This is a genomic window from Corynebacterium nasorum, assembly GCF_032821635.1.
GTDB classification, from domain to species: domain Bacteria; phylum Actinomycetota; class Actinomycetes; order Mycobacteriales; family Mycobacteriaceae; genus Corynebacterium; species Corynebacterium kefirresidentii.
Genome location: NZ_JAVBIE010000014.1, coordinates 49905 through 75788 on the forward strand (window position 1 = coordinate 49905; position 25884 = coordinate 75788).

The following is a 25884-nucleotide window of genomic DNA, read 5'->3' on the forward strand; positions in this document are numbered from 1 at the left end:
CGAGACCAGAAAAGGCGGGGCTAGTGGGCAAAAATCGTGCGCGAGCTATGAAGTCGCACTTTAAGAGTCGCTTCTTGCCGCAGGTTGAGCTGTCCTCGCAGCCGGACCACGCGCTCATTGACGTCATTACGGTGCCGAGGGATGAAAATTCCAGCCCGTGGCGTCAGTTGGGCAAGCGTGTGCTGTGGGCTTTAGGCATTGTTGTCTTCGTGACAGTCGTGGTCTATTTGGACGGCGGTGGATATAGCGAGGACATGTCGCTTTTGGATTCCGCCTACTATGCTGCGGTGTCGCTAACTACAGTGGGCTACGGCGATATCGTTCCTGTGTCCCCGCAGGCCAGGTTCATTAACTTAACGCTTATTACACCTGCCCGCCTGATCTTCCTTGTTTTATTGGTTGGCGCGACCTTGTCCGTGCTAACGGATAAGGCCCGACGTACTTTCCAAATCCAGAACTGGAGAAAGCAATTGCGTAACCACACCGTCGTTATCGGGTATGGCACCAAGGGCGCCGGAGCGGTGGCCGCGCTGCTGGCCGATGATGTTCCGTCCTCCCAGATCGTGGTCATTGATACCAACCGTGCCTCCCTAGCTCACGCAGAGCACCACGGCCTAGTCACCATTTTTGGCTCCGGCACAAAGCAAGACGTATTGAAGATCGCTGGGGTAGAGCACGCAAGCTCTATTGTTGTAACCCCATCTACGGACGATACAGCGGTGCTGTGCTGCCTCTCCGTGCGAGAGCTTGCACCCAAGGCCAAGATTGTGGCGTCGGTTCGCGAGTCTGAGAACCGTCACCTGCTGCTGCAATCTGGTGCCGATTCCGTGGTCACCTCCGCTGAGACTGCCGGCCGACTACTGGGCCTAGCTACCGTGACCCCGACGGTGGTGGAGATGATGGAAGACCTGCTTTCACCTAATGAGGGCTTCTCCGTGGCAGAGCGCGCCGTGCGCGAGTTTGAGGTTGGTTCTAACCCACGCCACCTGGCAGATATCGTGCTTGCTGTCCTGCGCAATAATGAGCTGCACCGAGTGGATACCGCGGACGCCTCCGCGTTGAAGCCGGGAGACCGATTGCTGTATATCAAGCACGAGATGGAACAGCCCATTGAGGTCATGGACGATGATGACGAGGACTAAATGTTCCTCCCAGTAACTCCTAGTGGCCTCGTACCGGTTACGGCGGTGGGGGAGCCTGTGCTGGTGAAAGAGGTTCCCGGGGGCGTCGGCAAGCAGGTCGTGGTGGACCTAGGCACCTTGCAGGCATGCTTGGTCTCGGAGGATAGCGCCGGGAAGTTAGGCCGTTTAGAAAGTGCAACCTTCTTTGCAGACCAGCCGGTTATCCTGCAAGCCATCGCGCTTATCCGCAACCGACGCGAACAGCGCTTTGATCCGCGGACCGGACGCCAGCTGGACTACCCGGCGCCGGGAATCGTTGGGCGCGATCCGCACGACGAGAAACGGCTGGTCTTCCCGCGCTTGGATCCCGCCGTCATTGGGCTCATTCGCCTCAGCGGTACAGACCGGATTTTGCTGGCGCGTAATCGCCGCCGCAATAGCTTATTCTCTTTGATCGCTGGTTACGTTGAACCCGGCGAGACTGCGGAGGCAGCCTTTGCACGCGAAGCGCTCGAAGAAACCGGGCGTAGGGTGGACCATATTCGTTATTGGGGCTCGCAGGCGTGGCCACCGAGCGGCTCGCTTATGCTGGGCTTTTGTGCACAAACGGCTGATGTCCACCCCACCTGCCATACTGATGGGGAACTGGAAGAGATCCGGTGGGTGGAGCGCTCCGAGCTGCCTGAGCTTTCGCTTCCTCGTCCGGGTTCAATTGCACACACGATGATTATGGAGTGGTATCACGGTGACTAAGCCGGATTTGTCCCTGCTGGATGAAGATCAGCTGCGCGCGGCCACGGCACCGCGCGGGCCCGTGTGCATCTTGGCCGGCGCGGGTACGGGCAAGACCCGCACTATTACCTATCGCATTGCCAACTTGGTGGACCAGGGTTTTGTGAGCCCGCAGCGCGTGCTTGCGGTGACCTTCACGGCGCGAGCGGCCGGAGAAATGCGCGACCGCCTGCGCACCATGGGCGTGGCCGGCGTACAAGCGCAGACCTTCCACGCGGCGGCGCGCCGCCAGCTGAAGTATTTCTGGCCCCAGGTAGCAGGGGACCTTCCTTGGCAGCTGCTGGATAATAAATTCCCGCTGGTCGCCCGCGCGGTGCGTTCGGTGGGGTTGGATAATTCCAAGGATATGATCCGTGACGTCCTAGCAGAGATCGAGTGGGCTAAGTCCGCGCTGGTGAGCTCCGAGGATTATGAGTCTGTGATCGCCACTACGGACCGCAGCGCTCCGGCTGATCCCGCCAAGGTGGCAGAGGCCTTTCGCCGCTACGAACAGTCCAAGGCCACGCCGGATATGATGCACCTGGATTTCGATGACCTGCTCATGCACATCGCAGGTGCCATTGAAAATGTGCCGGCGATTGCAGAAACCTTCCGGGAGCAGTATCGCACCTTCGTCGTGGACGAGTATCAGGACGTAACCCCGCTGCAGCAGCGGGTGCTCAATGCCTGGTTGGGTGAGCGCGACGATCTCACCGTGGTGGGTGATGCAAATCAGACCATCTATTCCTTCAACGGTGCCTCTCCGGACTATCTGCTTAATTTCTCGCGCACGTACCCGGATGGGACCGTGGTCAAGCTGCAGCGTGACTACCGCTCGACGCCGCAGGTAACGGACTTGGCCAATCGGGTCATTGGCAAGGCCACAGGGCGTGCGGCTGGCACACGCTTGGAGCTGCAGGGCATGCGCGAGCCTGGTCCGGAGCCCACCTTTAAGGCCTATGAGTCTGAAGAGACTGAGGCCCAGGAGGTTGCCGGCCAGGTTCTCACACTGCTGGATCAGGGCGTGCCGGCCTCTGAGATTGCCATCCTCTACCGCATTAACGCTCAGTCAGAGCAGTTTGAGCAGGCGCTTGCTGACGCCGGAGTGGTCTACCAAGTCCGTGGCGGCGAGGGCTTCTTCCGTCGCCCGGAGATCCTAGAGGCCATTCGCGTTCTCATCGCCGCGACCCGTCGTGAGGACTTGCCGGATGATCCGGTGGCAATTGCTCGCGCAGCCTTTGTCGAGTTGGGGCTAAGCGCCACCGAGCCGCAGGGCGCGCAGGCCCGCGAGCGCTGGCAATCCCTCAACGCATTGGTAGGGCTCATCGAGAAGATTGTGGAATCGGCTCCTGGCATAGATCTCAACGGGGTGTTGGGAGAACTGCGCCGGCGCTCCACCGATAAACAGGCCCCAGCCATGGAAGGCGTCACGCTAGCTACTGTGCACGCCGCTAAGGGTCTCGAATGGGATGCGGTGTTCCTCGTGGGGCTGACAGAAAAGCTCATGCCTATCAACCACGCTATCAAGGCGGGCGATGAGCAGATTGAGGAAGAACGTCGTTTGTTCTATGTCGGCATTACCCGCGCCCGCGAGCACCTCGCACTGTCGTGGGCGTTGGCGAAGACCACTGGTTCACGAGCCTCGCGCGAGCGTACCCGCTTCCTCGATGGAATCGTGCCGGCGGCCGAAGACGCCTATGGCAAGGGGACTCGCTCGCGACGCCCGAAACGCTGCCGCGTATGTTCAGGTCTGCTGGGAACACCGGCCGAAAAGGTTATCGGCCGCCACGAAGACTGCGAGGGAGGCGGAGATGAAGAGGCCTTTTCTGCCTTGCGCTCGTGGCGTTCCCAGGTTGCGCGCGAGGAAAAGGTGCCGGCCTATGTTATTTTTTCCGATGCCACCCTGCAGGCCATGTCGGAGGAGCTTCCTGCCGATGAGGCAGAAATGCTGTCCATCTCTGGTGTAGGCCCCAGCAAGCTGGAGCGCTATGGCGCCCAAGTACTCGAGGTCATTCGTTCGGTGCGCAGCTAGCCAGGTTGGTTTTCCCGCCAAAACATACTGGGCAGCGCGGATGCGCAATGATGGTGCGCTGCTGGTGGTGACCGTAGACATCGACCTCCCACTGCTGCCCAGGGCGCGGCTTCGCGGTCGGCGCTCCCGGCGGCAGCGGCCGCCCCATAAGCCGCCGAATGATCACCTGCGTATGCGCCGCGACCGCATCGAGCACTACGGCTTCTGGCGTGCGGCGCACGCGGGGTAATTGGGTGCTGATGATATTCCAGCGCGGGTCCGTATCCACGCGGGACAGGTGCGCACACAGTGGGCACGGACCTCGGCCCTGCACGCGTACCGGCCCAATGATGCCACGATTGTCCAATAAAGACACCGGAAGCCACGTGGTCTCCGTTCCCGCCAGCGCATTGGCGCAATCCAGCGGGCAGTGCAGCTGGTCTACGGCCAGGACCGGATACATGCCGTCGAGGTCGTGGATATAGGAAAAGATATTGTCGTCCTCTAACGGGATGCGAACTTGGAATCCATCTGCCTCCAGGCGTGCGCGTAAGCCTTGCGCCAGTGCGGATTCTCCCATTAAGACAAGAGTGTCCGATTTCTCTACGGCATCTTTATAAGGCCAAAGGATGCCATAGTCCAGTGCGTCCTCGATAAGGCTAAGCGCTGCGGCCTCATCTAGACCTGCGGCGCATAGTCTCCCAGACAAATCTTCTGGCCTCACTGGCTCGCGAGCGGTATTGAAGGCCGCCGCGACGGAAAGCGCGCTGCCCGTTTCTGCCACTCCAACGCGGGTGGCATCCATGCCAAATTGAACCACCGTTTCCTCGCGGCAAAACACTGCGCTGCCCGGCGCCAAAACTACCTGGGTGACACAAGCCCCCACGCCTATACCCCTTTCCCCGATGCATGTGGATTCCATTGCACCACAGGTACAATCACCTGTCATGTCGAGCACGCAGCCCCCCGCACCACAAACCCCAGAGGTCAAAGTCATTCGTTCCGCCAAGCGGAAGAAAACCGTGCAGGCTCGCATGGTCTCCGGGGTACTCGAGGTACGCATCCCCGCCTGGATGTCCGCTCGCGATGAGCGCGAGGCAGTGGCGGATATGTTGGCGCGGGTAGAAAAGAAACAGGCCAGTAGCCGCCGCTCGGACGCGCAATTAGAAGAGCGTGCTCGGCGGCTTAACGCGGCTTTCTTAGACGGTCGCGCTACCATCGGTTCTATTCGCTGGGTAAGCAATCAAAATACGCGGTGGGGTAGCTGTACTACCTCCACCGCGGATATTCGGCTGAGCGACCGGCTACAACACGTGCCGGACTATGTGCTGGATTCGGTGATCATTCACGAGCTCACCCACACCTTCATCCCGCGCCATGGGCGGGATTTTTGGCACTGGGCGGACAGGGCGCCCCACGCTGAGCGGGCGAAGGGCTATCTTGAGGCCTACCAGCGCTGGGGCTGCTAGTTTTCGTCGTCCTCGTTGCCCTTTTCTTTCTGCTCGTCTTGACCATCGGCCTCCCCGGTCTCATCGCCCTGAGTAGCAGAGGAATCCTCACCGTTTTTGAGCATTTCCTCCAGCTTGGCAAACTCTTCCTCAAAGCCCTCATCAGGGCCGTCATCCAATAGGGAGTCGATAAAGGCGGCAGGGTTATCTAGGTGCTCTGCAGTTGGCAGGAAGTCCGGGTGGTCCCACGCCTTATCGCGCTTTTCCGCACCCACGGCAACGGTGGCGCGGCGCCACAACTCAGCGGCCTCAGAAACCTTGGGGGCGTTGAGCTCGATACCAACGACCTTGCTGAAGGCGTTTTCGGCAGAACCACCAGTGCTACGGCGGTGCGCCCATGCCTGGGTTAGCTTCGAGGTGGATGGGATGCGCTCGCCCAGTGCCTCTGTGACGACGTGCTCGGCCCAGCCTTCCACCAATGCCAGTAGGGTTTCTAGGCGAGAGGCTGCCGCAGTGTTCTTGGACGTGATGCGTGGGGAAAGGTCCATGCCTTGCAGCTTGCTCATCGCATCCTGGATTGCCTGGGGATCGCCGGACTCTAGGTTGAGCTCGCGGGTGACTTCCTCCAAGTGGGAGGTGTCAATGACCAGACCGATGGCATATTCCTCCACAGAGGAGACGATGCGCTCTACCAACCACGGCACGTGCTTGAACAGGCGCTGCCGCGCGGCCTCGCGCGCTGCAATATAGACCAGCACCTCTTGGCCAGGAATATTGAGCTCCCGGGCGACCTTCTGAATGGTCTGTGGCAATAGTGCCACGGTATTGGCCGGGGCGATGGGAAGACCGAAATCAGAGCCGGTCAACGCCTGCGCAGCCAAATCACCCAAGGCGTGACCGAGCTGCATGCCAAAGTTCATGCCAGACATCTGACTCATCATCTTGGTCATCGGGCCCATCATCTCGCGGGCTTCTTCCGGCATCGATTCCATCTGGGCATCATTCATATGCTCCGCCACCGGAGTGACCATGCGCTGCCAGGCCGGCATGGTTTCTTCCAACCACTGCTTGGAATCCCACGCCTTGGCCGTGCCGGAGGCGGTGGGCAGGTAGGTGGCGTCATCAAGCCACAGCTCCGCTAGGCGGACGGATTCCTCCACTGCCTTGGTATCGTCCGCGCTCACACCCTTTGACTGGGAGATTTGCTGCAGGGCGATGCGCTTGGCCATGTCGTAGTTAACTGGGCCTGAATTTTCCGGCGAGTTCATGGAAGAGCCCATGCCGGACAGCATCTGACCGAACTGGTTCAGCATGTCACCGAGGCCGCCACCATTAGCGCCGCCGAATGCGCCGAACGGGTTCTGGTCACGACGTCCGTCATTATCGTCGTCATCATTATTGGGGAAAGAAAAACCGAATCCGTTGCTCATGCGTCCTAATCTACCGACACCATCCGGCTAGTTTCCATGATCCCTGCTACGCTGACAGCGAACACGACGGCAAAGGTTGTAGGGTAGTGATTCGTGAATTCTCCTGCTAGCCGTCGCGTCCGCACCATCGCCTGGGGTGCTATCCCCGTCGTCTTAACCGGTGCGTTGGTATCGCTTGACCATATTCCCGGCACCGATGTGTCTTTGACCGTCCCCTATGCTGCCGAAGGCCCAGGCCCCACGGTAGACACATTGGGGGAGGTAGACGGCACCCAGGTCGTTGACGTTCAAGCCCCGAAAACCTATGACACGGATGGTCACCTCAACATGACTACGGTCTCCGTGCGTACCAATATGACCTTGGCCCAGGCGCTGGGACGCTGGATGATGACCGATGACACCATCGTGCCCATCGATACCGTCATCCCACAGAACATGAGCGATAAAGAAGTAGAAGAGTCCAATAAGCAGGCCTTTACTCAGTCCGAGTCCGCAGCGACTCTGGCAGCCATGGACTACCTGCATTTGCCGGTAAAGATCTCCATCGCAGAGGTGCTGGATAAGGGTGCTGCGCAGGGCAAACTGAAAAAAGATGATGTCATTACCGCCGTGGCGGGCAAGGAAGTCTCGGAGCCGGGTGAGGTTCAAGACATCATCAAGGAAAAGAGCCCCGGCGATAAGGTCACGATGACCGTGGAGCGTGGCGGCAAAAAGCACGAAGAAGAAATAGAGCTAGGGGAGAACCCCCACCAGAAGGGGCAGGCGATGCTGGGCATCGCCATGCTCTCGGTCCCTAAAGACGATATAGAGGTCACATACAACCTGCAGGATATCGGTGGTCCATCCGCTGGCATGATGTTTACCCTGGCGGTCATCGATAAGCTCAGCGAAGAAGACCTCACGGGCGGCAAATTTGTGGCCGGCACCGGCACCATTCAAGAAGATGGCAAGGTGGGCCCCATCGGCGGCATCCAACATAAAATCGCCGCCGCCCACGCAGCCGGCGCGGAACTCTTCCTGGCGCCACAAGATAATTGCTCCGAAGCCGCCGCGAGCAACCACGGGGACATGCCCATCGCGGAAGTGTCCAACCTGGATGAAGCGGTATCCACGATGAAAGACTTCGCGGACGGCAAGGAAATTAAAACTTGCCAATAAGCGGCCTACTTAGCTAGGCCCAATTCCTTGATCTTCTCTTCCGGATCTTCCTGGTCTGAGGAGATCATCTGCTGCATGACCATGCCTTCTTTATTGTCCACCACGGTAATAACCGCCGTGGTGCCCAGCGTGGACCAGCCCACAACGCGGTCGCCGCTATCCTCAATGACCTGCGAGCTGCGCAGCTCAGTAAGCACCTGCGTGGTCTGCTTTGCCTTGGAGTGTGAGCGGAAGAACTGGAACTGGCCTACCTTCGGCCCAGAGCAGTTATACGAGTCATCCCCGCCCGTGGAATCGCAGCGATCAAAGTGTGCGAAAAGCTCTTGCGGTGCCACGGGTGCGAAGATGTCATAGGCCTTGGACACAGACTTTTCCAATTTTTCGCTCCCAGGCTCTGTGCTTTCCGACGCCGCCTCCGAGCTCGCTGCTGCACTCGACTCGATGCTGGACTCAGCGGCGGACTTAGAGCTGGATGCGGTGCTGGTTTCCTCAGTGGCATCCGCCGCAGGGGGAGCGGACTCGGCGCCGGCAGTGGTGGTTTCTACGGGGGCGTCGGCAGGCGCGGCATCATCCGAGGAACAGTCGGCAGTGCTCACGCCTACCCCCAGCAGGAGTGCTGCTGCGGTAGCGCGGGTAGCGGTCAGGCGAGTGAGAGTAAAGCGTCGCACGGTAGGAAACTGCTCCTTAGTCGCAAGCGAGAATTGTCTTTCCAGTCTAATCTAGTTCATCCGGGTCCTGGCTCAGCCCATAGCGCAGGGCCGCGATAATCCCGGGTGCTACCTGGGGGCCGCCGCGCAGCTGGATGTCATCCTCCGCGAACGGCCCGGCCGCTTCCAACTCCTCCTCGGTGGGGCGCAGCTGCAGCAACGTGGTTTCAATCCCTTCCTCACGCAGCGCGCCGGAAAACAGGCGCGCCGGGCGAGGGGAGGGGTCCTCGCTGGAGGTATCGCGGAACCTAATCTCTTGGGCCAGGATGACGCCGGCCACCTCCCGCGGCCAGGCCAGGCGGGAGACATAATCGGCCAACTGCTCAGAACCGGGCTCAATGTTTTCGGGCACATTATCCTGCACGATAAGGGTAAGCGGCGCCGCATCTTCCTCATCGAGGGCGGCAAGCTGGTCTGCTACCAAGTGGGTAGGAACGAGCGCGAAGATAGTGGGGCGGGCGTCCCAGCCCTCTGCATGGACGAATTCCACGGCTTCGGTCATCGCGCGGTTTAAAGCTGGCTGTGTTAATTCGGGGGAACTCATAAACATCCTTATTCGTTATCTGTGTATTGCTTCCTTAAGCTGGAAGAAGTCTACAGGTTTTAAATTCGCACTATTTGATTGGAGCTGGCGTTGTCCTTAGGGTCATCCACACCAGCCGCCCCGTTGAAGCGGCCCCCGCGGGTCGCGACAATCATTGCGGCCGTCATTGCCGTCCTCTTGTTCATCGGCCCCATGTTTGTGGGCTTGTACACGGATTGGAGGTGGTTTGGTGCGATTGAATACCGGAACGTTTTCACCACCGCGATTATTGCGCGGATAGTACTCTTTATCATCTTCGGCCTCATCGCCGCTGCCGTGGTGTGGGCCGCGGGCTTCTTTGCCTGGCGCGGGCGTCCGGATTCGCTCGACCTTGGGGACTTGAACTCGCCGGTGTATCAGTACCGCAAGTCCATTGAAAAGTCTATGGGAGTCTTCTTCAAGGTCATCCCCGCCATCGTGGGCATCATTGCCGGTTTCATCGGCCAGGCTAATTGGCGCACGGTCCTGCTATTTTTAAACGGCCAGGAATTCGGCCAACAGGACGCCCAATTCCACCACGACCTAGGCTTCTATGCCTTCACGTTGCCGGTATTGAAGATGGTGGTCAGCACCCTATCTATCCTGTTGATCTTGGCGTTCCTCATCGCGCTTTTCGGTCACTATGTGCTGGGTGGCATCCGCATTGGTAACAAGGCCGCAGGAGTTCGCGGCTCCATTTCCCGCCCGGCTCGCCTGCAGCTGGCGATTACTGCCGGCCTGTGGATGGTTGTTCAGGTCATCGGCTACTGGTTGGAGCGCTACGAGCTCCTATATACCCAGCACGATCTCTTTACCGGTGGTTCCTATACCGATATTCATGCCTACCTGCCGGCGAAAATCATCTTGATGATCATTGGCGTCTTTGTGGCGGTGGCATTGTTTATGGCCATCGTCATCAAAGACCTGCGTATCCCCGGCCTGGCCGTGGTACTGATGCTGCTGTCCTCGCTGGTTATCGGCCAGGCATGGCCGCTGCTGATGGAACGCTTTTCCGTGCAGCCTAACCGTCAGGCAAAGGAAGAAGAATCCATCGCCCGCAATATTGAGGCCACGCGCTATGCCTATGGGCTTACCGATGACCACGTCACCTATGAAGACAACTGGGGTGGGGACGAGGTCTCTGATGACAAGGTGGCTTCTGATAATGCGACCATCAATAACCTCCGCCTGTTGGATCCGGAGATTCTTTCTCCTACCTTCACCCAGATGCAGCAGCTGAAGAATTTCTACGGCTTCCCAGAGACGCTATCGATGGACCGCTATGAGATCGATGGTAAGAAGCGTGATTTCGTCGTTGCTGCGCGCGAGCTAGATCCAAATGAGTTGCGGGAGAATCAGTCCGACTGGATTAACCGCCACACCGTCTACACCCACGGCAATGGCTTCGTGGCAGCACAGGCCAATAAGGTCGATGAGGTAGCCCGTGACGCTGGCTCTGCCCGCGGAGGTTTCCCCATCTTTACCGTTTCTGACCTGCAGACCCAGGCCGGTGAAGCTGAAGGCGAAGGCGAAACCCAGGACGCCGAGAAATCCCTTGGCATCAAGGTAGATCAGCCGCGCATCTACTATGGCCCGGTTATTGCTGGCGCTGCCGATGGCATGGACTATGCGATTACCGGCAAGACTGGCGATAACCCGGTGGAGTATGACACCGATAGCTCTACCTATACCTACGACGGCAAGGGAGGCGTTGGTATTGGCAATATCTTCGACCGCACCATGTATGCCGCCAAGTACCGCGAGCTGAACTTCCTGCTTTCTGATCGCGTCGGCAGCGAGTCAAAGCTCCTCTACGACCGCGACCCGCGCGAGCGTGTGGAGAAGGTCGCTCCGTGGCTGACCACCGATTCCGCTACCTACCCGGCCGTGGTGGATGGCCGTCTGAAGTGGATCGTCGATGGCTATACCACTTTGGAATCCCTGCCTTACTCCCAGCGTGCCTCGCTTTCCGACGCCACCCAGGACACCCTCAATCCTGATGGCACGACCCAACGCCTTGTCAATGACAAAGTGGGCTATATCCGTAACTCGGTGAAGGCCACCGTCGATGCCTATGACGGCAGCGTGGATCTCTACGAGTTCGATAAGAATGACCCAGTGCTCAAGGCTTGGGAGGGAGTCTTCCCGGACGTCGTCAAGCCAGAGGCAGAAATCTCTGACGAGCTACGCCAGCATTTCCGCTACCCGGAAGATATGTTCAAGGTGCAGCGTGACCTGCTGGCGCGCTACCACGTGGATGACCCGAATGTCTTCTTCAACAACGATGCCTTCTGGTCCGTGCCAAATGACCCCACTGCGGAGGAATCTCGCCAGCTCAACCAGCCGCCTTACTACGTGATGGCCGCAGATCCAGAGACCGGCAAGCCAAGCTTCCAGCTGACTACCTCTTATCGCGGCTTGAACCGCGAGTTCCTGTCCGCACACATGGCTGTCTCCTCCGATCCGGAAACTTATGGCGATATCACCGTGCGGGTGCTGCCGACCAATACGCAGACTCAGGGCCCGAAGCAGGCGCAGGATGCGATGATGTCTTCTGACCAGGTCGCCCGAGACCGCACCCTGTGGGAAGGCACTAATGACTTGCACAACGGTAACCTGCTGGCCCTGCCGGTGGGTGGGGGAGAAATCCTCTACCTTGAGCCGATTTACTCGCAGCGCAAGGACCAGGCCTCTGCCTTCCCGAAGCTGCTGCGCGTACTCGTGTCTTATAAGGGCCGCGTAGGCTACGCCCCCACTATCGGTGATGCCCTTGAACAAGTTGGAATCGATGCCAAGGCCGCTCAGAATATTGAGGAAGTCGATGGTGATTCCGAGGACAAGTCCGAGAACAAAGACGACAAGAATAAGAAGGACGCCAAGGAAGACAAGCAGTCGGCCCCAGCCTCCGCTCCTTCCTCTTCCGACCAGGCTGGCGCCATCGATGACATCAACAAGGCTTTGAAGGGCTTAGAGGATGCTCGCGATGGTTCCTTCGAGGAATATGGCCGCGCCCTGGATGAACTCGATAAGGCAGTTGAGTCTTATCAGAAGACGGAAAAGTAGTTCTCTCACTCTTTAAAAGCGGCGATTAAGGCACCTGCCCAGCGGATTTGGGTAGGTGCCTTTCCCTATGTATAGTTACATGAGTCGCCAGGACAGAGCGAATACACTTAGTGTTAACGTACTGTTCAAGCGCAGATGATGGAAGTCATCTCGACGCGGGGTGGAGCAGCTCGGTAGCTCGCTGGGCTCATAACCCAGAGGTCGTAGGTTCGAATCCTGCCCCCGCTACCAACTTCCAGGCCCTCATCGGCTCGCCGGTGAGGGCTATTTTTGTTTTCTGATCTCCACCAGCAGGCGCATTTGTCTAGTGCAAGCCCGTTTTGTCTATGCGTGCCGCAATCCTCGTCAGAACGTGGCTGCAATGTACGTTTCGTTTCCGCCGCTGGAATGGGATGCCCCCGACAAAGTTTTTCGTGCATGCTTCCCAACTTTCTGGAACCCTAGAGGGGAGAAGATAAATCTATCTAAAGGAGTACGTAGTAATGGCGAATAACCTAGGCCACGAGGTTGACTTGGATCGCAATGACTATAAGTACCTAGCGTCTGAAGACACCGCGTCTTCGTCGGCCAAGGCTAATAAGTCCGCACATTCCGGCGCAGGCGCTGCCGCTGCGGGTACCGGCGTTGCAGCGGCAGGCGCCGCAGGTGCTGCCGGCCTGTCCAAGCCGGTCGGTAAGCCATCTGCGGACGGAGATGAGCCCACCGCAAGCAAGTATGAGCCCCAGAACCACGTTGTCGCTGGTGCGGAGGAAGAACATGTTGGCAAGGCCGCAGAGCAGCCGGACCTGCAGGAAGCGCTGGATGAGAACAACGCGGACTATGCACCGAGCCAGCACATCGTAGGTGAGGCAAAGGAAGAGCACATTGGTTCTGCCCCACAGCAGCCGGACCTGCAGGAAGCGCTGGATGAGAACAACGCGGACTATGCACCGAGCCAGCACATCGTAGGTGAGGCGAAGGAAGAACACATTGGTTCTGTCCCACAGCAGCCAAACATTGATCTGGAAGCCTCGGGCGAGACCCCAACCTCTGTCAATGATCTGGATGTAGATCCAGAGATGTCCGGTGAGGACCGTGACAAGGCGGATGACGTTACTGGCGAGGCTGGCAATGAGCGTTTTGACCAGCTGAAGGGGAAAGCATCGGAGGCAGGCAGCGCCGTAGGTGATGCCTTCCAGCGGGCGAAGGGATTCGTGGAAGACAAGGCACATGAGTACCAGGAGGAGTCCACGAAGAAGGGTGGCTTCTTTGACCGCGTTAAGGGCGCTGTGCGCGATGCACGCGAGTCCATTGAGGACAAGCGCAAGAATTAACCAGCGCCGAGTTTAAGCCGCTTTCCCCGGGTTGGGGAAGGCGGCTTTAGTCGTATATACAATCCTGCTATTCGTCCAAGGCGTGGAGATATAGCCGGTTGATAAGCAGGCGCCTCGGCACGTCCACGAGCGGGCGCAGGAAGGGGAGGAAGGGCTCGGAGGCGGCGTCGATAAGCAGCAGTGTGCGGCCATCGCGCAGGCGCTCAAGGGTGAAGGTTTCTTCGCCGCGCTCGAGGTGTCCAGGCAAGGTGCCATAGGTGAACCCGCAGCGGCCGTCTTCGTGGAAGACATCGACAACCCGGCAGCGAAAATTCAATGGCCCCAAACCGAGGGTAACCTCCGCGCCGAGCTCCACAACCTCATGGGTCGGGCGGACACGGAAAAGACCGCTGCGTTGTATTGACCAGCGGAAAAGTCGGTGTGCGGCGGCGTCAAAGTCAGCATCGATAACCCGCGACATATGCAGCTGTGGAAAGTCGGAGACATCAGAATAGGACAGCGGTGTGGGCATGTTCTCCATGATAGGGGAGGGGTGATCACCCCCGAAGTCTGGAAGAAATATAACGGCTTGGACACAGTCACAAGAGTTTGCTGTTTCCACAATTCTTTCGTGCCACTATCGAGCTTGCACGATGTTGACAACTGAAAGTAGGTACCTTGATGCTTCGCATTCCGCACCTTAAGAAAGTCCTGGTGGGCTCGGCTTTCGCTGGTGCGTTTTTCCTGGGTTCCCCGGCCGCAGGCGCCCAGGAATTGCCCCAACCGGATTTCGACTCCGCAGGGATTATTAACCAGGTCCGCGATAACCTAGCGGGGGTCGGCATCCAGACCCCGCAGGTGGATAAGAATGTTACCGATGCCGTGGATTCCTCTGTGCGCAACGCGCAGCAAGCCGTGCAGCAGAACCTGCAGCAAGGACAGTACGCGGAGCCGATGACTAATCCGAATCCCATCGGTCTAGCGGAGCAGGCTACCCAGCCGGAGTTTAAACCGAAGGGAACCAATCCGAACTATAAGTGGAAAAACGATGGATTTTCCAAGGTAGCCGCCGGAAAGCCACAGGCTGATTACGTCCTGCACCGTGTGCCGGGTTCCATGTTTGATGCCCCACGCATTCCAGAAGAGTCTGTTGCAGCCATGAATCAGGGTGAGTCCCTCTATGGTCCAGGCACCCCGCTCTACGTCAATGACAAGACGATGTGCACTCTGACCGCGGCAGGCAACGATAATGGTGGCCGCAAGGTGGGTCTTACCGCCGGGCACTGCGGCAATGTGGGCGATTCAGTTACCTCCGCTGATTCGGAGCAAATCGGCCCGACGGGCACCGTGGTGTCCAAGAACGAGGACTTGGACTACGCCGTTATTGAGTTCGGCTCCAAGGCTAAGGTGTCCCGTTCCTACAATGGCGTAACTGTCAATGAACTAGGCGGTGACGTCAAACCGGGCCAGCAGGTGTGCAAGCAGGGCGTTGCCACCGGCAAGACCTGCGGTATTACCTATCAGCAGGCAAAGAAGATTCAGGTAAACCAAGTCTGCGCCATGATGGGTGATTCTGGTGCGCCGTTGCTCGTCAATGGCCGCCTCATTGGTTCCATTTCCGGTGGATTCCTGCCGGTGAATTTCCCGTGCCGTACCCCATTGCAGGGGCCGGTTCATAACCCGACCGCTGCCACCAATATGGATGCGGTCTTGGCGGATATGAACCGCCGCGGTGGCGTAGGTGCCGGTTTCACGCTGCCTGAAGACTAGCTGTACTGAGGCATTCGCCCGCTCCCCAGCTCGGGGAGCGGGCTTTTTGCGTCCCTGCCCGGTGCCGATAATCATAACTAATCGGCGCTTGTGTGAAAAGCTTAGGCGGACTAAGGTTAGCCTTATCTAGTAGCTACTTAGGTGTGGCTAATATCACCGGCATGGTCCGGTCAGAGAGAACTGAGGTAACCGCGCGATGTTGCAGCTGTCTTTATTGTCCCGCACCCGGCGCAAACCGGGGTGCGAAAAATCCGAGTGTATGCGCGCCGATCAGGCACCGGTAGACGCTTTGGTGGAACTTCCTGAGTGCTGCTTGCAGCACGCCATCGACGAGCGGCCGGCGTTGGCGCTGCGCTTGCGGGAATTAGGTTTCCGCCCAGGTGTGCGCGTACAGATCGGCCGCAAGGTAGCCGGCGGCGCGCGCCTAGTTACCGTAGGCACCGCCCACTATGCGGTGGATGCGGCTACTCTTCGCCAGCTCGAAGTCATCCCGGTGGCAGCATAATGGCACGGAAAACCGCTGCGCCGAGCTGCCATTCCACCTCCTCGATGCGCATTGCGAAGGAGGGAACGCCGGTCCTCGCATTGGTCGGGGCTCCAAATTCCGGCAAATCTACCTTGTTCAATGCGCTAACCGGAGCGAAGGTGCAGACCGGAAACTGGCCAGGTACCTCCGTTGAGATAAGCCGTGGCTTGTGGAATGCGCAGCCAGAGGCCTTTGACATCATTGATCTTCCTGGTGCTTATTCATTGGATCCAATGAGCCCAGACGAGGAATTTACCCGCGATATGCTCGTGGAGGCTCCGCCGTGTGAGCGCCCCGATGTGGTTGTGGTGCTCGTGGACGCCACTGCGCCGGCGCGCGGACTGAACCTCGCTTTCCAGATTGCGGAGCACCCATACCGGGTAGTGATTGGGGTGACCAAGGAGGACATCGCCAAGCAGCAGGGCATAAGCATCGATACGTCCGCGCTTTCACACGAGGTGGGCATCCCGGTGGTCAGCGTTAACGGTCGGCGGCGTGAAAACTTGGATGCGCTCGAGCGCGAGGTTGCCCGTGCAATGCACACTGATCCGCGGACCATCCGGCCCAATGCTGACCTAGACCAGCGCTTTGTGGATTTGGACGCGGCGGAAAAGGCTGCCGTTTCACGGACGGATACTGGCGAACCGCTCAGCCACCGCGCGGACCGCCTAGTCTTGCACCCAGTGCTCGGGCCGATTCTGTTTCTGGCGGTGATGTGGGCGGTCTTCTTCATCACCACTACTGTCGCGGGTCCGCTACAGGACGGATTGGAAGCATTCATCACCGGCCCCGTCTCCGCCGCTGCGCGCAGCATCCTCCCGGATAACTGGCTGATCACAGGCTTGTTGGTGGATGGTCTCATCGGTGGCGTAGGCATGGTGCTCACCTTCGCGCCGCTTCTTGCGCTGATGTTTTTGTGCTTGGCGGTGCTGGAGGATTCCGGCTATATGGCGCGCGCGGCCGTGGTCACTGACCGCGTGATGCGCGCCATCGGGCTGCCGGGTAAGGCTTTTATCCCCATCGTGGTGGGCTATGGCTGCAATGTACCGGCTATCTCAGCCACGCGCGTGCTTGGCGACGTCCGCCACCGCATCCTCACCTGCCTGCTTATTCCCTTTACTTCATGCTCTGCGCGTCTCATCGTATTTATGATGCTGGCACAGGTATTTTTCCCTGCTCATGCCGGTTCCGCGGTATTTGCCATGTACGTGCTGTCCATCGCTTTGGTGGTGTTGGTAGGCCTGGCGCTGCGCCGCACGGTGTGGCGGGCCATGCCGGCCGAAGCCCTCGTTATCGACCTTCCGGCCTATCAGCTGCCCACCTTTAGACTCACCATCTCAGTAATGTGGGTGCGCCTCAAGGGCTTCTTACATACCGCCGGCGGCATCATCGTGGCCACGGTGGTAGTCATCTGGCTGCTCATGTCCATCCCGGTCACCGGCGGGCACTCCTTTAACGAAGAGGCAGTGCCGCCACAGGATTCCGCCTATGGTGCCGTTGCTCAGGCAATGTCTCCCGTCTTTGCCCCGGCAGGCTTTGGTTCTTGGTCGCTGACCGGACCCTTGGTCACCGGATTCGTGGCGAAGGAAACCCTCATTTCCACGTGGGCACAGACGTACGCAGTCGAAGACGTCACTGACGATGCACCGGAAGAGCAAGCAGAATCCCCACTGGCCAGCCATATCCGCGCTGATTTTGATGCGGCCTCTGGCGGGCACGGGCTCGCGGCAGTATGGGCGTACATGGTATTCCTGCTGGCCTACACCCCGTGCGTAGCCACGGTAGCCGCGCAGCGGCGAGAAATAGGCTGGAAGTGGACACTCATCGGCTTCGCCCTACAACTCGGCTCCGCCTGGATCCTGGCGGTGGGAGTTTTCCAAGTCCTCAAGGTCTTCCTATGAGCCCCACGGAGCAGGTCAAGGAGGCCATTAAACAGGGAAAATCCAACCCGGCTGACATTGCAAAAGCTACTGGGTTAGGGCAGGGGACCGTGGAAATCATCCTCGCCCACCTCGAACGCACGGCGGAGCTGGTGCGTGAATCGCTCACTTCGTGCCCCACCGGCGGCTGCGGCAGTTGCGCGCAGGCGGGTGGTTGTTCCGCTGCAGCTACCGAGCACCGCGGTCCGGTGCTGCTCCAGCTGCGGAGAAGACCCTAGCCCTGTAGCGCGGCGAGGGCGTGCTTATGAAGCAGTCCGTTGGAGGCTACGCCGGATCCGCCATGCGGGCCGGGGTTTCCTTCAAGGTCAGTGAAGGTACCGCCGGCCTCGGTCACGATGAGCGAGGGCGCAGCGAGGTCCCACAGGGAAACCTCCGGTTCGGCGGCGATATCTACTGCGCCTTCGGCGACGAGGCAATAGGACCAGAAGTCTCCGTAGCCGCGCAGGCGCCACGTTTTATCCGTTAGCGCGAGGAATTTATCGCGCAATCCGCGCTCAGCCCATCCGGTAAGCGAGCTCATCGCCAGCGAAGAATCGGAGAGCTTTTCTACGTGGGAAACGCTCAAACGCTTCGGCTCGCCGCCGAACACGCGGAAGGCACCCGCGCCCTTGGCCGCGTACCAGCGGCGGCGCAGGGCGGGAGCGGAGACGACGGATACCACCGGTTCGCCGTCTTCCAAGAGGGAAATGAGCGTGGCCCATACGGGCACGCCACGCACGAAGTTCTTGGTGCCGTCGATGGGATCGATGACCCACTGGCGGCCTTTATAACAGGCCTCGCCGCCGTATTCCTCGCCCAGCACCTCATCGCGCGGGCGGGAGCGCTTGAGGGATTCGCGGATTTGCTTCTCACAGGTGAGGTCCGCATCCGATACGGGAGACATATCCGGCTTTTCCTTAACGGAAAGATCCGAGGCCTCGAAACGATGCATGGTTACCACATCGGCATGGCCCGCCAGCTCGAGCGCGAGGCCCAAGTCTTCTTTGAACTTACCCACGGAGCCAATCCTCCATCTGATCCACTACCAATTTATTGCCGGCGAGGCACCATTCGACACCGCCGGCTTCTACCTTGCGGGCGGCACCACCGGCTGCTTCAACGAGAGCTTTGCCGGGGAACCAATCCCAATCCGCTACCGAATGCTGCATCCATGCGCCCCACGTGCCATCGGCTACGGAGGACAGGTCAACAGAACCGGCACCGAGCATACGGACTGTAGCAAAGTTTTCCGCCACGCGCTGCCATGCCCCGCGGATATCCGCATCCATCAGCGAGGTCGGGTGCAAATAGGTAGATAGCGAAATCTGCTTGGCTGGCTGAGCCGCAAGGCGGGAAACTTCTTTGCCGTCCAGAGAAGTGGGGTAGTCGCGGCCACCGAACCACGTATAACCCATGGCGGGGCGGTGGACGGCGCCGAGGGTGATCCCGGTGGCGTCGGCAAGCGCGAGGGCAGAGCACCAATAATCGGAGCCGGAAGAGAAATTGTAGGTGCCATCGACTGGGTCAATGACCCAGGTGCGGCCGGACTGGGATTCGCGGGCGGCGCCCTCCTCACCCAGGATGCCGTCCTCCGGGCGCACGGCCTCGAGCACGCCCGCGACGAAGCGCTCGGCCGCGCGGTCTGCATCCGTGACAACGTCCGAGATGGAAGTCTTTTGCTCCACGTCAACGCCCATCTCGCGCAGGCGCCACGCCAAGCGTCCGGCGTTATAGACGAGGGCCTGCGCAAGGTGCGCATCCCCGTCATCCGCATGCGCGACAATAAAGGTCTTGATGACCGCGTCGATCATCTCCTGCAAGCTCGGCTTTTGATCCATGCCCACCATTGTCACCCTAAACGCGGCCGATGGCTAATTGTGATGGCCCGGTGGGTAGGATTGGGGCCTATGCGTCCCGAAGTAACAGCACGGCTCAAGCAACTAGAATCCACCCTGACCACCATTGAGAAGGTCATGGACCCAGAGGCTTTGGCTGCCCGCATTCGGGAACTAGAGGCCCAGGCCGGGGATCCATCCCTGTGGGACGACCCCGTACATGCCCAAAAGGTCACCTCTGAGCTTTCCGCAGCGCAGGCGAAGGTTCGCAAGCTAGAAGCGCTGCGCGGGCGTCTCGAGGACATGCCCGTCATGTACGAACTTGCGGAAGAGGAAGGGGATTCTTCCCTGGCAGACGAGGAGCTCGATTCCCTGGAGTCCGCCATCGAATCCCTAGAGGTCACCACCATGCTTTCCGGTGAGTATGACCCGCGTGAGGCGGTTATCAATATTCGCTCTGGTGCCGGCGGTGTGGATGCGGCGGACTGGGCTGAAATGCTTATGCGCATGTATACCCGCTGGGCAGAAAAGCACGGCCACAAGGTGGATGTATATGACATTTCCTATGCGGAGGAAGCGGGCATCAAGTCAGCCACGTTCGTAGTCCATGGTGAGTACATGTACGGCCAGCTTTCCGTGGAACAAGGCGCGCATCGCTTGGTGCGCATCTCGCCTTTTGATAATCAAGGCCGACGCCAGACCTCCTTCGCCGAGGTGGAAGTCCTGCCGGTGGTGGAACAGACCGACCACATCGATATCCCGGACAATGATGTGCGCGTCGATGTTTATCGTTCTTCGGGCCCTGGCGGACAGTCCGTCAACACCACCGACTCCGCGGTGCGCCTGACCCACATTCCCACCGGAATCGTGGTCACCTGCCAGAACGAAAAATCGCAGATTCAAAATAAGGCCTCGGCTATGCGCGTGCTGCAGGCAAAGCTCTTGGAGCGCAAGCGCCAAGAGGAGCAGGCCGAGCTTGACGCTCTGGGCGCTGGTGGTAACGCCTCCTGGGGCAATCAGATGCGCTCCTACGTGTTGCACCCGTACCAGATGGTCAAAGACCTGCGCACCAACTTTGAGGTGGGCGATCCATCCAAGGTGCTCGATGGCGATATCGATGGCTTCCTAGAATCCGGAATTCGCTGGCGCATGCAGCAACAAGAAGACCAAGCTTAAGTCCATACTGATCGGGCTGAACTGAACGCAAAAAGGCCGAACTGAGGGGAGAAAATCCTCAGTTCGGCCTGATCTTTATGGACCTAACCCACGTAGTCCATCGGTGCACCCGGTCCCAGCGGAATGCCGATGAGGTACCAGATGACAAAGAAGATGAACCAGCCCACCAGCATGCACAGCGAGTAGGGCAGAGCGAGCGACATCAAAGTACCCACACCCGCGTGCTTGTAGTAGCGCTGCAAGAAGGTCAACGCCAGAGCGAAGTAGGGTGACATTGGGGTGATGATATTCGTTGGGGAGTCACCGATACGGAAGAGCATCTGGGAAACCTCAGGTGAGACGCCCACATACATCATCATCGGCACGATGACCGGGGCCATCAGCGCCCACTGGGCGGAACCGGAGGTGATGAAGAGGTTAAGCAGTGCGACCATGGCGACCAGCGCGGCGAACATGAGCAACGGCGGCAGGGACCAGTGCTGAAGTAGCTCGGAGCCCTTAATAGCGGTCCATACGCCGAGGTTGGACCACTCGAACCAGGCGAGGAACTGTGCCACCGCGAAGAAGAGGACCAGCATGGGGACAAGGGTCTCGATGCCCTTGGCCATAAACTCCGGTACATCAGCAAAAGACTTCACGGTGCCTGCCGCTAGGCCGTAGACGATGCCGCACACCAAGAAAGCCAAGGCAATCGGCACCGCGATGGCGCTAATGAGCGGCGACTCCATGAAGCTATCCTCTTGGCTTGCCAGCGGGGAGCCAGGGATAAATAGGAGTGCAAAGAAGGCGGCAAGGAAGAGCACGAGTGCGATGCCGGAAGCAATCAAACCGCGCTGTTCGTTGGGCTTGATGCGCATTGCCTCTTCATCGTCGGTGAAGTCGTACTCCTCATCCTCTTCTGCATTCGCGCCGGCCCCACCGGCGGCCTTGGAAAAAGACACCTCTTCATAATTAATGTGATCGTGGTCCACCAGCTCGCGGGCCTTTGTGACCATGAGGAATTCCGTGACCGCGGTAATGATGAGCGAAAGCACAATAGCGGAGGGAATGACGAAGAAGATATTGGCCAGCGGGCTGACTTCATATTCTGGGTCCACAAACTGTGCGGCCGGGGTAGAAATGCCCGCCAGCAGGAGGTCGGTGATATTCAGAATCAGCGAGGCATTAAAGCCGGCAGACGACGCCGCAAAGGCCACCATCGCGCCCACGATGGGGGAGCGGCCCACCGCGTGGAAGGCCATGGCTCCCAGCGGAATGAGGATGACGTAAATGGCATCGGAGGCCAGGGAGCCGGTCACACCGGCCAACGCCACAACGAAGGTAAGCATCTTGGCACTGACCTTGGTGACCATGCCGCGCACCAAGGCGGAAAGCAGGCCGGACTGTTCGGCCACGGCCACGCCGAGCATTACGGCGAGGATGACACCCAGCGGTGGGAAACTGGTGAAGTTTTCCACCGCGTCAGTAACCATGCGCGAGATATTCTCGGTGGTCAGTAGCGATTGCACCTCAATGGTCTCGCCTGTCTTAGGATCCTCGGCGCTCATGCCAATGAGGTGCCCCAGCCAGGAGGTCACAGCAACGATTGCCGCGAGGATGACGAAGAGCCAGAACGGATCCGGCAGCTTATTGCCAATCTTTTCTACAGTGCCCAGGAAGCCGCTTGCAGAACGTGGTTTTTCTTTAGTTTCGGTTTCGGCCATAGTATCGGCACTTTCTGTCGATTGGGTCGGAACAAATTAGTGTCTTAGACCACATTACTTAAATATAGTTCACAGCGCGGTGTCAACTTTGGTTGCTACAGTGATTCGCGTGATTAGATTCGACAACGTGACTAAGGCCTACTCCGCCGAGTCCCGCCCAGCACTTGACGGGGTGTCTTTCGAGATTGCGGATGGTGAATTCGCTTTCCTGATCGGTCCATCCGGTTCCGGTAAGTCCACCTTCTTGGAGCTGATGGTGCGCTATAGCAACGTAACTGAAGGCGATATTTACTTTGATGATTTCCACGTCAATGAGCTTTCCGGCAAGCAGATCAACGCGCTGCGTCAGTCCATTGGGTACGTCTTCCAGGATTTCCGCCTGCTTCCAAAGCTGACGGTGTATCAAAACGTGGCCTTTGCGCTGGAGGTCATTGGCAAGAGTAAGTACCGCATTTCCACCGCGGTCCCGCAGGTATTGGAGCTGGTGGGACTCCACGATCGCCACAACGCCTATCCGCATGAACTCTCCGGTGGTGAACAGCAGCGGGTAGCCATCGCTCGTGCGGTGGTTAATCGGCCAAAGCTCTTGCTTGCCGACGAACCCACGGGCAACCTCGACCCCGCCACCGCCGACGAAATCATGGACTTGCTGCTGGGCATCAATCGTCGCGGCACCACCGTGGTCATGTCCACCCATAACGCCCGCGCCGTCAATAAGGCGCGCAAGCGCGTGCTGGAGCTACGCAATGGAGTGCTCGTGCGCGATGAGCATGACGCACAATACGAGGGGGAAGCATGAAGCTAGGATTTATTTTCCGCGAAGCCACAAAGGGTCTGGGCCGCAATTTGACCATGACCATCGCCATGATCATTACTACCGCGATTGCGGTCGGGCTCGTTGTCGCCGGCATCATGGTGACCAACCTGACCAAGGACACCAAGGAAATCTATCTCGACCGCGTCGAGGTCATGGTTCAGCTCAATGAGGATATTTCTGCTGGGGATCCAGACTGTACGAGTCCGGCCTGTGCGGATATCAAGGAACAGTTGGAGGCGGATGATTCCGTCGAGTCCGTGGAATACCGCAACCGCGCAGATTCCTATGAGCGGTTCAAAGAACTTTTCCAAGACACCGACCCTGTGATGGTGGAACAAACCTCCCCTGATGCGCTGCCGGCTGCATTCCACGTGCGGCTTGTAGACCCAGAAGACGCCTCGGCAATCGATGCGATTCGGGATAACCCAGCGGTAGAGGACGTCGTTGACCAGCAGCAAGAGGTGCGCAATGCCGCCAGCAACCTCGACTCCATCCGCAATGCCACCTTCATCCTGGCTATCGTGATGTCTGTGGCGGCCATCTTCTTGGTGGCTAATATGGTGCAAATTGCTGCATTCCATCGCACTCGCGAAACGGAGATCATGCGCATGGTGGGCGCAAGCCGGTGGATGACGCAGGCGCCATTCGTCACGGAAGCAGTCTTGGCTTCCCTCATCGGTGTACTCCTCGGCGGAGCCGGCATCTTCTTGGGTAAGTCCCAAGTGGTGGACCCGTCCCTGCAGGGACTTTATGAATCCCAGCTGCTGGCTCCTATGAAATCCGGCGATCTCTGGATTGCCCTCCCGCTCGTCGGCCTGCTAGCGCTGGTGGTTACCGCCATCACGGCCCATATCACCCTGCGGTCATATGTACGCAAATAGTCTGTTTGCCGGGCCAGTCAAAAGGGCACTACACTGGCATAACTATGGCTAAGAAGGGCAAGAAAAACAAGAAGGCGGCATCCGGCGAGGCTACGCTTGCGACCAACCGCCGGGCCCGGCACGACTACAAAATTCTCGAGGAGTACGAGTGTGGCATCGTCCTGCTCGGCACCGAGATCAAATCCCTGCGGGAGGGGAAAATCTCGCTCAATGATGCCTTTGCCACCATTGACGATGGCGAAGTGTACTTGCGGAACCTCCACATTCCGGAGTACTCCATGGGCTCGTGGACGAACCACAGCCCGCGGCGCACCCGCAAGCTTTTATTGCACCGCCGCGAGATCGACAAACTTTATGGCCAGGTGCGCAATGGCAATAAAACCCTGGTGCCGCTCAAGGTTTATCTCAAAAATGGCTACGCCAAGCTTTCGCTTGCGCTGGCACAAGGCAAGCAGGACTATGACAAGCGAGAGGATATTAAGCGCCGCGACCAGGACCGTGAAATTTCCCGCGAGCTCGGCCGCCGCGTGAAGGGCATCAATGTTTAAGACAGCGAAAGTCCACGACGTCGTCAAGGGTGAGGACACCATCGAAGGCGTCGGGGTGCTGGTGGATCGGATGTGGCCTCGGGGCGTCGCTAAGAGCGACCTAGACTATAAAGAGTGGTTCAAGGAAGTCGCGCCGAGTCCGGAGCTGCGCAAATGGTGGAACCACGACGAGGATCGTTTCGACGAGTTTGCCCGCCGCTACAAGACTGAGCTGGATGACAATGACTCCGAAGAGCTCACCCAGCTGCTTGCGCTTGCCGACGCCACCCTTCTCTTCGCCGCCGCCAACCGCAAGGTCAATCACGCGGTGGTCGTTAAAGAGTGGCTGGAGGAGCACTTGAGGAAATAAAAGTGGGTGGGGTAGTGTTATACGAACCGTAGGGAAGATGCACTATCCCGTCCCTACCGCATGGGGTTGATTTGGTTTCGACTTCGTGCACTGAGCCAGGGGAAGCGTGCCGGTGCAGGCTAACGACCACCGTATAAGCGTCGTAGCAACCAATAAACGCAGAGAAGAACTCTCAGCGTGACTACGCCCTCGCTGCCTAATTACAGCGACGCGTGTCTGTCAGCCTAGGTTTCGTTCCTGACCTAGAACCTGGCATCGACTAAGGAACTAGCCGGCTGGCCGGGTCATCAGGACCAGTCGGGACTCTTACTGGTGACTGGGCCCATCATCCGGACGTGTTCGCCCGATCCGGAGGGCCGAGCAGAGATCCTGTGCGGACTGCGCACGGAGAAGCCCTGGCAAGGTGACGAAGGACCCGGGTTCAATTCCCGGCAGCTCCACCGATAGGCCCCCGAGAAATCGGGGGCCTTTTTCCATGCAAGGAGCCCGGTGGTCAGCTTGCTGATAATTGCCCGCTCTCCCCAATCCATTTTTGGGATCGTCCATCTAAAGGGGGCGGTCCACCAGAGAGGCCTTTCAAATATGGGAGAAAGCATCTCGATTGCAGGTTTCCTTGAGACATTAGTAGCTATGGTGCCACTTAGCCAGGTAAAACTCTGCCATAATGCCCGTTATCCTGGGGATTTGTGTTGTTTGGTTGTGGTGGACTACATTAATCCAAGTCGCCGAGAGGTAGCCGGGAGGTTACTTGATGGTGACATTTTGTACGGACTTGGTTCGATGATTTGATTTTGTTC

At 58.7% G+C, this 25884-nt stretch carries 24 protein-coding genes, 1 tRNA gene and 1 other RNA gene; 18 read left to right on the top strand and 8 right to left on the bottom strand.

The window, feature by feature from the left end:
* The first annotated feature begins 47 nt into the window (after positions 1 to 47).
* Genes RAE07_RS10630 through RAE07_RS10640 form a run of 3 tightly spaced genes read left to right on the top strand, consistent with a single transcriptional unit; the run spans position 48 to position 3924 of the window.
* Positions 48 to 1142, top strand: a complete 1095-nt coding sequence (locus tag RAE07_RS10630) for a potassium channel family protein (protein ID WP_034655803.1) — start codon at positions 48 to 50, stop codon at positions 1140 to 1142.
* Positions 1143 to 1874, top strand: a complete 732-nt coding sequence (locus tag RAE07_RS10635; RefSeq protein ID WP_316327628.1) for an NAD(+) diphosphatase — start codon at positions 1143 to 1145, stop codon at positions 1872 to 1874.
* Positions 1867 to 3924 (top strand): ATP-dependent DNA helicase UvrD2, encoded by a 2058-nt coding sequence (locus RAE07_RS10640; protein WP_248099685.1) that lies wholly within the window; start codon positions 1867 to 1869, stop codon positions 3922 to 3924. Before RAE07_RS10635 ends, RAE07_RS10640 begins: the two co-directional genes overlap by 8 nt.
* On the opposite strand, the gene RAE07_RS10645 is transcribed toward RAE07_RS10640, so the two are convergent.
* A complete protein-coding gene (locus RAE07_RS10645) occupies positions 3902 to 4789 on the bottom strand; it encodes a bacteriocin biosynthesis cyclodehydratase domain-containing protein (protein WP_316327626.1) in 888 nt (295 codons plus the stop codon). The two genes, RAE07_RS10640 and RAE07_RS10645, sit on opposite strands and share 23 nt — an antisense overlap.
* A gap of 61 nt (positions 4790 to 4850) precedes the next feature.
* On the opposite strand from RAE07_RS10645, the gene RAE07_RS10650 reads away from it, so the two are divergent.
* Positions 4851 to 5372, top strand: coding sequence for a M48 metallopeptidase family protein (locus RAE07_RS10650; RefSeq protein ID WP_317001801.1), 522 nt, complete (start codon positions 4851 to 4853; stop codon positions 5370 to 5372).
* On the opposite strand, the gene RAE07_RS10655 is transcribed toward RAE07_RS10650, so the two are convergent.
* Positions 5369 to 6781, bottom strand: coding sequence for a zinc-dependent metalloprotease (locus tag RAE07_RS10655; protein WP_023020805.1), 1413 nt, complete (start codon positions 6779 to 6781; stop codon positions 5369 to 5371). The two genes, RAE07_RS10650 and RAE07_RS10655, sit on opposite strands and share 4 nt — an antisense overlap.
* A gap of 93 nt (positions 6782 to 6874) precedes the next feature.
* Between RAE07_RS10655 and RAE07_RS10660 the strand changes: the two genes are divergently transcribed.
* Positions 6875 to 7939: a YlbL family protein gene (locus RAE07_RS10660; protein WP_317001802.1), complete on the top strand. Its 1065-nt coding sequence runs from the start codon at positions 6875 to 6877 to the stop codon at positions 7937 to 7939.
* A gap of 5 nt (positions 7940 to 7944) precedes the next feature.
* Here RAE07_RS10660 and RAE07_RS10665 read toward each other — a convergent pair whose 3' ends face one another.
* Together RAE07_RS10665 and RAE07_RS10670 are read right to left on the bottom strand one after the other, a co-directional pair.
* Positions 7945 to 8607, bottom strand: a complete 663-nt coding sequence (locus tag RAE07_RS10665) for a beta-N-acetylglucosaminidase (protein WP_317001803.1) — start codon at positions 8605 to 8607, stop codon at positions 7945 to 7947.
* A gap of 46 nt (positions 8608 to 8653) precedes the next feature.
* Positions 8654 to 9190: a PPA1309 family protein gene (locus RAE07_RS10670; protein WP_316327621.1), complete on the bottom strand. Its 537-nt coding sequence runs from the start codon at positions 9188 to 9190 to the stop codon at positions 8654 to 8656.
* A gap of 123 nt (positions 9191 to 9313) precedes the next feature.
* Between RAE07_RS10670 and RAE07_RS10675 the strand changes: the two genes are divergently transcribed.
* From RAE07_RS10675 to RAE07_RS10685, 3 genes are all read left to right on the top strand, one after another.
* Complete coding sequence (locus RAE07_RS10675; protein ID WP_316327657.1) at positions 9314 to 12271, top strand: UPF0182 family protein; 2958 nt, start codon at positions 9314 to 9316, stop codon at positions 12269 to 12271.
* Between the two features lie 154 nt (positions 12272 to 12425).
* Positions 12426 to 12502: transfer RNA gene (locus RAE07_RS10680), tRNA-Met, on the top strand.
* Between the two features lie 251 nt (positions 12503 to 12753).
* Positions 12754 to 13584 carry a kinesin gene (locus RAE07_RS10685; protein ID WP_317001804.1) on the top strand — a complete coding sequence of 277 codons (831 nt, stop codon included), beginning with the start codon at positions 12754 to 12756 and terminating at the stop codon, positions 13582 to 13584.
* A gap of 67 nt (positions 13585 to 13651) precedes the next feature.
* Here RAE07_RS10685 and RAE07_RS10690 read toward each other — a convergent pair whose 3' ends face one another.
* Positions 13652 to 14095, bottom strand: a complete 444-nt coding sequence (locus RAE07_RS10690; RefSeq protein WP_316327617.1) for a DUF1990 family protein — start codon at positions 14093 to 14095, stop codon at positions 13652 to 13654.
* 149 nt (positions 14096 to 14244) lie between these two features.
* Here RAE07_RS10690 and RAE07_RS10695 point away from each other — a divergent pair, with 149 nt between their 5' ends.
* The 4 genes from RAE07_RS10695 to RAE07_RS10710 all read left to right on the top strand — a co-directional run bounded on the left by RAE07_RS10695 (position 14245) and on the right by RAE07_RS10710 (position 18017).
* Positions 14245 to 15333, top strand: a complete 1089-nt coding sequence (locus RAE07_RS10695; protein WP_316327616.1) for a S1 family peptidase — start codon at positions 14245 to 14247, stop codon at positions 15331 to 15333.
* 259 nt (positions 15334 to 15592) lie between these two features.
* Entirely contained in the window at positions 15593 to 15838 is a 246-nt protein-coding gene (locus RAE07_RS10700) for a FeoA domain-containing protein (RefSeq protein ID WP_084279013.1), read from the top strand.
* Positions 15838 to 17760 (top strand): ferrous iron transport protein B, encoded by a 1923-nt coding sequence (feoB, locus tag RAE07_RS10705; RefSeq protein WP_316327614.1) that lies wholly within the window; start codon positions 15838 to 15840, stop codon positions 17758 to 17760. Before RAE07_RS10700 ends, feoB begins: the two co-directional genes overlap by 1 nt.
* A complete protein-coding gene (locus tag RAE07_RS10710; RefSeq protein ID WP_023020825.1) occupies positions 17757 to 18017 on the top strand; it encodes a hypothetical protein in 261 nt (86 codons plus the stop codon). Before feoB ends, RAE07_RS10710 begins: the two co-directional genes overlap by 4 nt.
* Here RAE07_RS10710 and hisN read toward each other — a convergent pair.
* Positions 18014 to 18796, bottom strand: a complete 783-nt coding sequence (gene hisN / locus RAE07_RS10715) for a histidinol-phosphatase (protein WP_023020826.1) — start codon at positions 18794 to 18796, stop codon at positions 18014 to 18016. The two genes, RAE07_RS10710 and hisN, sit on opposite strands and share 4 nt — an antisense overlap.
* Entirely contained in the window at positions 18789 to 19625 is an 837-nt protein-coding gene (locus tag RAE07_RS10720) for an inositol monophosphatase family protein (protein ID WP_023020827.1), read from the bottom strand. Before RAE07_RS10720 ends, hisN begins: the two co-directional genes overlap by 8 nt.
* Before the next feature lie 60 nt (positions 19626 to 19685).
* Between RAE07_RS10720 and prfB the strand changes: the two genes are divergently transcribed.
* Complete coding sequence (gene prfB / locus RAE07_RS10725; RefSeq protein WP_239208858.1) at positions 19686 to 20789, top strand: peptide chain release factor 2; 1104 nt, start codon at positions 19686 to 19688, stop codon at positions 20787 to 20789.
* A gap of 83 nt (positions 20790 to 20872) precedes the next feature.
* Here prfB and RAE07_RS10730 read toward each other — a convergent pair whose 3' ends face one another.
* Positions 20873 to 22492: an AbgT family transporter gene (locus RAE07_RS10730; protein WP_317001805.1), complete on the bottom strand. Its 1620-nt coding sequence runs from the start codon at positions 22490 to 22492 to the stop codon at positions 20873 to 20875.
* Positions 22493 to 22601: 109 nt separating this feature from the next.
* Between RAE07_RS10730 and ftsE the strand changes: the two genes are divergently transcribed.
* The 5 genes from ftsE (at position 22602) to ssrA (ending at position 25530) form a co-directional block, all read left to right on the top strand.
* Entirely contained in the window at positions 22602 to 23291 is a 690-nt protein-coding gene (gene ftsE / locus RAE07_RS10735) for a cell division ATP-binding protein FtsE (protein WP_239208854.1), read from the top strand.
* Complete coding sequence (gene ftsX, locus RAE07_RS10740) at positions 23288 to 24190, top strand: permease-like cell division protein FtsX (RefSeq protein WP_239208852.1); 903 nt, start codon at positions 23288 to 23290, stop codon at positions 24188 to 24190. The genes ftsE and ftsX overlap by 4 nt, the downstream gene beginning before the upstream one ends.
* 44 nt (positions 24191 to 24234) lie before the next feature.
* Positions 24235 to 24738: an SsrA-binding protein SmpB gene (gene smpB / locus RAE07_RS10745; protein WP_005322310.1), complete on the top strand. Its 504-nt coding sequence runs from the start codon at positions 24235 to 24237 to the stop codon at positions 24736 to 24738.
* Positions 24731 to 25087, top strand: coding sequence for a DUF488 domain-containing protein (locus RAE07_RS10750; protein WP_317001806.1), 357 nt, complete (start codon positions 24731 to 24733; stop codon positions 25085 to 25087). Before smpB ends, RAE07_RS10750 begins: the two co-directional genes overlap by 8 nt.
* A gap of 62 nt (positions 25088 to 25149) precedes the next feature.
* Positions 25150 to 25530, top strand: a transfer-messenger RNA (tmRNA) gene (gene ssrA, locus RAE07_RS10755).
* Positions 25531 to 25884 lie beyond the last annotated feature (354 nt).

What these genes read in the sequence shown, in the direction of transcription:
- RAE07_RS10655 (WP_023020805.1), bottom strand. Translation starts at nt 6,781, where the DNA reads ATGAGCAACGGATTCGGTTTTTCTTTCCCCAATAATGATGACGACGAT.
- smpB (WP_005322310.1), top strand. Translation starts at nt 24,235, where the DNA reads ATGGCTAAGAAGGGCAAGAAAAACAAGAAGGCGGCATCCGGCGAGGCT.
- ftsX (WP_239208852.1), top strand. Translation starts at nt 23,288, where the DNA reads ATGAAGCTAGGATTTATTTTCCGCGAAGCCACAAAGGGTCTGGGCCGC.
- RAE07_RS10630 (WP_034655803.1), top strand. Translation starts at nt 48, where the DNA reads ATGAAGTCGCACTTTAAGAGTCGCTTCTTGCCGCAGGTTGAGCTGTCC.
- RAE07_RS10670 (WP_316327621.1), bottom strand. Translation starts at nt 9,190, where the DNA reads ATGAGTTCCCCCGAATTAACACAGCCAGCTTTAAACCGCGCGATGACC.
- prfB (WP_239208858.1), top strand. Translation starts at nt 19,686, where the DNA reads ATGCGTCCCGAAGTAACAGCACGGCTCAAGCAACTAGAATCCACCCTG.
- RAE07_RS10650 (WP_317001801.1), top strand. Translation starts at nt 4,851, where the DNA reads ATGTCGAGCACGCAGCCCCCCGCACCACAAACCCCAGAGGTCAAAGTC.
- RAE07_RS10695 (WP_316327616.1), top strand. Translation starts at nt 14,245, where the DNA reads ATGCTTCGCATTCCGCACCTTAAGAAAGTCCTGGTGGGCTCGGCTTTC.
- RAE07_RS10730 (WP_317001805.1), bottom strand. Translation starts at nt 22,492, where the DNA reads ATGGCCGAAACCGAAACTAAAGAAAAACCACGTTCTGCAAGCGGCTTC.
- RAE07_RS10635 (WP_316327628.1), top strand. Translation starts at nt 1,143, where the DNA reads ATGTTCCTCCCAGTAACTCCTAGTGGCCTCGTACCGGTTACGGCGGTG.
- RAE07_RS10710 (WP_023020825.1), top strand. Translation starts at nt 17,757, where the DNA reads ATGAGCCCCACGGAGCAGGTCAAGGAGGCCATTAAACAGGGAAAATCC.
- RAE07_RS10720 (WP_023020827.1), bottom strand. Translation starts at nt 19,625, where the DNA reads ATGGTGGGCATGGATCAAAAGCCGAGCTTGCAGGAGATGATCGACGCG.
- feoB (WP_316327614.1), top strand. Translation starts at nt 15,838, where the DNA reads ATGGCACGGAAAACCGCTGCGCCGAGCTGCCATTCCACCTCCTCGATG.
- RAE07_RS10690 (WP_316327617.1), bottom strand. Translation starts at nt 14,095, where the DNA reads ATGCCCACACCGCTGTCCTATTCTGATGTCTCCGACTTTCCACAGCTG.
- RAE07_RS10685 (WP_317001804.1), top strand. Translation starts at nt 12,754, where the DNA reads ATGGCGAATAACCTAGGCCACGAGGTTGACTTGGATCGCAATGACTAT.
- RAE07_RS10750 (WP_317001806.1), top strand. Translation starts at nt 24,731, where the DNA reads ATGTTTAAGACAGCGAAAGTCCACGACGTCGTCAAGGGTGAGGACACC.
- RAE07_RS10700 (WP_084279013.1), top strand. Translation starts at nt 15,593, where the DNA reads ATGCGCGCCGATCAGGCACCGGTAGACGCTTTGGTGGAACTTCCTGAG.